This window comes from Xenorhabdus beddingii, from assembly GCF_002127545.1.
Taxonomy (GTDB): Bacteria; Pseudomonadota; Gammaproteobacteria; order Enterobacterales; family Enterobacteriaceae; genus Xenorhabdus; species Xenorhabdus beddingii.
The window spans coordinates 1-4,201 of record NZ_MUBK01000062.1 but is presented as its reverse complement, the minus strand read 5'-3'; the positions used below and the strand labels follow the sequence as shown (position 1 = coordinate 4,201).

The 4,201-nt window shown below is 50.6% G+C and carries 6 protein-coding genes and 2 pseudogenes; 6 read left to right on the top strand and 2 right to left on the bottom strand.

All coding sequences use genetic code 11. The annotated features are described in order from the left end of the window. Positions 1-140 (top strand): annotated as a pseudogene (locus Xbed_RS20785) (DNA primase); the annotation flags it as partial. Here Xbed_RS20785 and Xbed_RS19570 read toward each other — a convergent pair. Beyond that, complete coding sequence (locus Xbed_RS19570) at positions 127-309, bottom strand: hypothetical protein (RefSeq protein WP_139837536.1); 183 nt, start codon at positions 307-309, stop codon at positions 127-129. The pseudogene Xbed_RS20785 and the gene Xbed_RS19570 overlap by 14 nt on opposite strands. A gap of 52 nt (positions 310-361) precedes the next feature. On the opposite strand from Xbed_RS19570, the gene xerC reads away from it, so the two are divergent. From xerC to Xbed_RS17970, 4 genes and pseudogenes are all read left to right on the top strand, one after another. Next, on the top strand, positions 362-1,393 hold the full coding sequence (gene xerC, locus Xbed_RS17995) for a site-specific tyrosine recombinase XerC (RefSeq protein ID WP_086114215.1): 1,032 nt from the start codon (positions 362-364) through the stop codon (positions 1,391-1,393). A gap of 14 nt (positions 1,394-1,407) precedes the next feature. Next, on the top strand, positions 1,408-1,617 hold the full coding sequence (locus Xbed_RS17990) for a hypothetical protein (protein ID WP_244182548.1): 210 nt from the start codon (positions 1,408-1,410) through the stop codon (positions 1,615-1,617). Positions 1,618-2,237: 620 nt separating this feature from the next. Beyond that, positions 2,238-2,897: pseudogene (locus tag Xbed_RS17975) on the top strand (RHS repeat-associated core domain-containing protein); the annotation flags it as partial. An 18-nt stretch (positions 2,898-2,915) separates the two neighbouring features. Continuing rightward, complete coding sequence (locus tag Xbed_RS17970) at positions 2,916-3,296, top strand: hypothetical protein (RefSeq protein WP_086114210.1); 381 nt, start codon at positions 2,916-2,918, stop codon at positions 3,294-3,296. Between the two features lie 89 nt (positions 3,297-3,385). On the opposite strand, the gene Xbed_RS20355 is transcribed toward Xbed_RS17970, so the two are convergent. Beyond that, entirely contained in the window at positions 3,386-3,544 is a 159-nt protein-coding gene (locus Xbed_RS20355; RefSeq protein ID WP_244182547.1) for a hypothetical protein, read from the bottom strand. Positions 3,545-3,569: 25 nt separating this feature from the next. Here Xbed_RS20355 and Xbed_RS17965 point away from each other — a divergent pair, with 25 nt between their 5' ends. Next, positions 3,570-3,950 (top strand): DUF3990 domain-containing protein, encoded by a 381-nt coding sequence (locus Xbed_RS17965; protein ID WP_086114209.1) that lies wholly within the window; start codon positions 3,570-3,572, stop codon positions 3,948-3,950. The last annotated feature ends 251 nt before the right edge of the window (positions 3,951-4,201 follow it).

The following is a 4,201-nucleotide window of genomic DNA, read 5'->3' as shown; positions in this document are numbered from 1 at the left end:
AACTGAAAGTGCACCTGTCGCGGCTGGTCGAAATGGAATACCTGCTGTTGCACCGGCGCGGGCTGACGTTCGCCTATGAACTGCTGTTTGACGGCGACGACAGCGACACCGCGTACCTGTGCGGCCTTATCGTGCCGTGACAGGGCAGGTATGACTGACTTCGGTCGGGGTAAATCCATCAGCGGTCGCCTCCCGGTCAGGGTTCAGTCGGCGGGCGGTCGGCATAGCAAAATCATCGCAAAGGCAGACACAGAAAGGCTTCACCGAAAAGCGGTCGGACAACCTCAAAAAACACGGTTCCCACCACATTAATTTATCCCATCGTAACCACAGTGCTTCTCACACAGACAGGGGGCTTAACATGGCATCGATTACACTCAGACAGCACATCCAACATTACATTGAACATCTGGATACTCTGCGTTATACGCGGGACACCCGGCTACACTATCAGTCGAATCTGATGCAGTTCGCCCGCTGGTGTGATGAACGGGGGATCACCACGGCGCAACAGGTGAGCTTTGCCCATCTGGAAAGCTGGCAACGTTATCTGTCAACACAAAAAAATAATCAGGGCTATCCGCTTGCCGCGAGTTCAATCGTGAAAAAACTGACCAACGTGCGTCTTCTGTTCAGATGGTTAGTCAAACGGCAATACCTGCTGTACAACCCGGCGCGTGATCTGGAACTGCCCCGGACAGACAAAGGGTTACCGAGGCACATTCTGAGTGAGGAGGAAACCGCCCGTATCCTGAGCATGACAAACAGTGACACACCCTTGGGGCTACGTGACCGGGCCATCATGGAAATGCTGTGGAGCAGCGGCATCCGGCGTTCAGAATTACAGCGGTTGCAGGTTGGCGATGTGGACTTCGGGCGCGGCGTGGTGTTTATCCGGCTGGGTAAGGGGCGCAAAGATCGGGTTGTGCCGTTCGGCAAATCGGCGCAGCAGTGGACACAGAGCTATCTGGCGGAGGTGCGTCCGCGTCTGGTGTGGGGAAAAGATCCGGGTTATCTGTTTGTCTCCAATAAAGGTAAAGGGCTGACTGATGGCAGCCTGACCCAGATAGTGCGCAATGCCCTCCACCGTGCCGAGGTTGAAAAACCGGGGGGCTGTCACCTGTTCCGCCATGCGATGGCCACGCAGATGCTGGAGAACGGCGCAGATACGCGGCATATCCAGGCCATATTAGGCCATGCCAGTCTGGAAACGACGCAAATTTATACGCAGGTCGCTATCGGACACCTGAAAGAAGTGCATCAACAGACACACCCGGCAGAGCGTGATAATCCGACAAAATCAACATCAGAGAGCGGCTCAGGCCGTGCCAGCGGAAAGCCGGACGCCGAACTGAAACCCCTGCGCACCGGACAGCCCGATAACCCCCGTTGAGTCCGAGGGGGTCGGTGCGGGGGCAGACCGTGACCGGCCTGCCCGTCGGCTTCGGTGTTGGCGGGGGTAAATGGGCAATGGGCGGCCTCTGCTGTAGTGCCCCCGTTGAGAATGTGCCGGCCGCCCAAAGCCCATTCAACATAATGTGGGAAATTATACGCACTGCGCCGATGAGCAAGGGTAACCACCTGAGCATCAATGAGCGGCTTAATGCGTATAATTAACATTATGTCTGGCGCCCCCGCTGTTCGGCATCGCGGGGTGTGGCGCACAAGGCTGCGCCTTCTGCTGTCAGCACCGGCGCACCCTCTTGGCAAACTCAGCACCAATCTTAAGCACGGTGCCCCGTTCCGGCAAAATCACTTCGTCTTTAGCTGCCTAACCTGGCTCAGGCCAACAACCCGGTAGGCAGGTCGGCCTGCGGCCTCCGCTTTTACCTCCCCCGCCCCAACCCTGCTGCACTGGCTGCGCCCGGCTCGCAGTCGCGTTGCTCCTTGCTCGTTGCCGTGCTCGCCATCTCCGCCCCGTGCAGCCCCCGCAGGGGGCTTCCCTTGAGTAAAGTACCCTCAGCAAAACCGAGCACAATCTTCGGCTTCAGTGCCTGAGAGCGTCGCAATGCGCCGCTTGCGGGTTCTCTGCCACCCGCACCCGCAGAACGCGCGCCCGCCGCCCGGTAAACCGGGCAGCGTTCGCCCGTTGCCAGAAGTGAAAAACAATCCCAAACTGCACGTCGGGGTCAAAAAAGTGGCCGGGGTAAAATGGGCGAAACGTATCCCGCTGAAAGCCTTGCCCTGCGCGGGCTAGCGCTATCCTACGGGTATGACTGCCTCGGAGCTGATGACCCTTTATGGGGCAGTATGCGGATGAGGAAACGGGGCTGTACTATAACCGCTTCCGCTACTATGATCACGAAACGGGGCAATACCTGACACCGGACCCGCTGAACCTGAGCGGCGGGTTTAACCCGTACGGGTATGTGCATAACCCGGTGCGGTTTGTGGATCCGCTGGGGTTATCGTCGGATAAAACGACCTTTTATCATGCGGGTGGTTTTGACGAAGATACCAAGATAGATCTGTCGAGAGGGAAAGGCAGAAAAGATTTTGACCCAAGAGGGAAGAAAGGGTTTTATGTGACAGCCTCAAAAGAGCAGGCTCTTAAATGGTCTAAGAAGAGAGATCTTCCAACACTGGCTACATTCGAAATGCCCAATTCAGAATTGGCTAAATTAAATATTAAAGTTTTTGATATGAACTCTCCTACAGATAGGAAAGAGTGGGAACGATATGTCACAGAAGGCCGTAAAGGAAAACTGGTTCACAATTATGACGGTGTTAGTGGTCCGATGTTAATGAACCCATTTGAATTTAAACACGGATCTCCGCCAGATATACAAGGTCATCAATTGGCTCTTTACACTCAAAAAGCAGCAAATTTATTTGATCAACATAAGATTTCGGTTCAACGCGTTGCCAATGGAAAAATAGTCGATGATTGTCCATAACATGATGGGTAGAAGAACATGATTGATAAAAAAAATATTATTGATGGGATTATTTTCATTGATGAAAATAATCCTAACATAAAACGTATTTTTAATTTTCATACCTGGGTTGAAACATTAAAAGCAATTATTGTTAAGTATGGCAATAAATCAGAAAATGAAGCAGAACATCTGGTTTTAAATCATCCGGCAGTTTGTAGTCCTATAGACAGTTATATGTCCGTTGCATTGCTTAATCATGAGCCTGAGTATGATTGGGCGATGCTGATAGCTTATGGCCATGAATATTGGTTAAAGGGTATTCCTGCTTATGAACCCGAAGGCTTTGATGAGTGGCTAGAGCAGTATAGAAAAGAACATAATTTAAAGGAATTTAGTTTTGAGTATATTACTGAGTGATAACAGAGGGGAATAGAATTAAAACCCTGTCCCCCTAGACTCAGGAACAAAAAGCCGGAAAATCCTTATGATCTGCCGGCTTTTTATCATTATCCGGCCTGATAATCCCCAATCAGTTCCCGCATTCTCAGCTTAATCTCACTGAGCTGGTCTTGCTGGCGCTGGTACTGTTGCTTGATGGTGCGGGTGGTTTCGGAATCAATCAGCGACAGGATCATACCGTTGGAAAATTGCTCAATATGAAACATTGATCCCAATGTAGGGCGGATTGGCTTGGATTTTGACCCAAAAGGGAGAGGGGGATTTTATGTCACCACTGATTTGGCACAGGCTGAAGATTGGCAAAGTAAGATGAAAGCACGTAACAATAAGGATCTAGACATTTACAAATTTGAGATTCCCAATTCAGAGTTAAACAAATTGAATGTAAAAGTTTTTGATTCACCTAATGCCGAGTGGGCCGATTTTGTGAAACAGGGCCGTCAAAAAACACTTAATCATAATTATGATGCCGTCAGTGGACCAATGTTAGGAAATCCATTCCCTGTAAGAGATAGAGATGCAAAACCTAAGCCAACTAAAAAGGGTAGCCAGTTTGCTATCTATTCAGACAAGGCCGCAGAATTATTTAATAAACGCGATGTTCGACTTTAACATCCTATAACGTTAGCTTGTTGGTAAGCATCCGGTCATCTCACCTTGCTTTACCAACCAACACTAAAAATGGGGGATTTTTAACTGAAAGGATTATCTGACCAGGGAAGGAGTTCATTCAAGCGGTTGTTCGGCCAGGTGGGTAATCGACGGTAAGCGTCCGGTGAACTCACCTTGTCCCTGCCATCAGGCGCGTGCACGCTACGGCTAATTTATCTTTCCTTTGGAGACTGAACCATGCGCCGTAACCG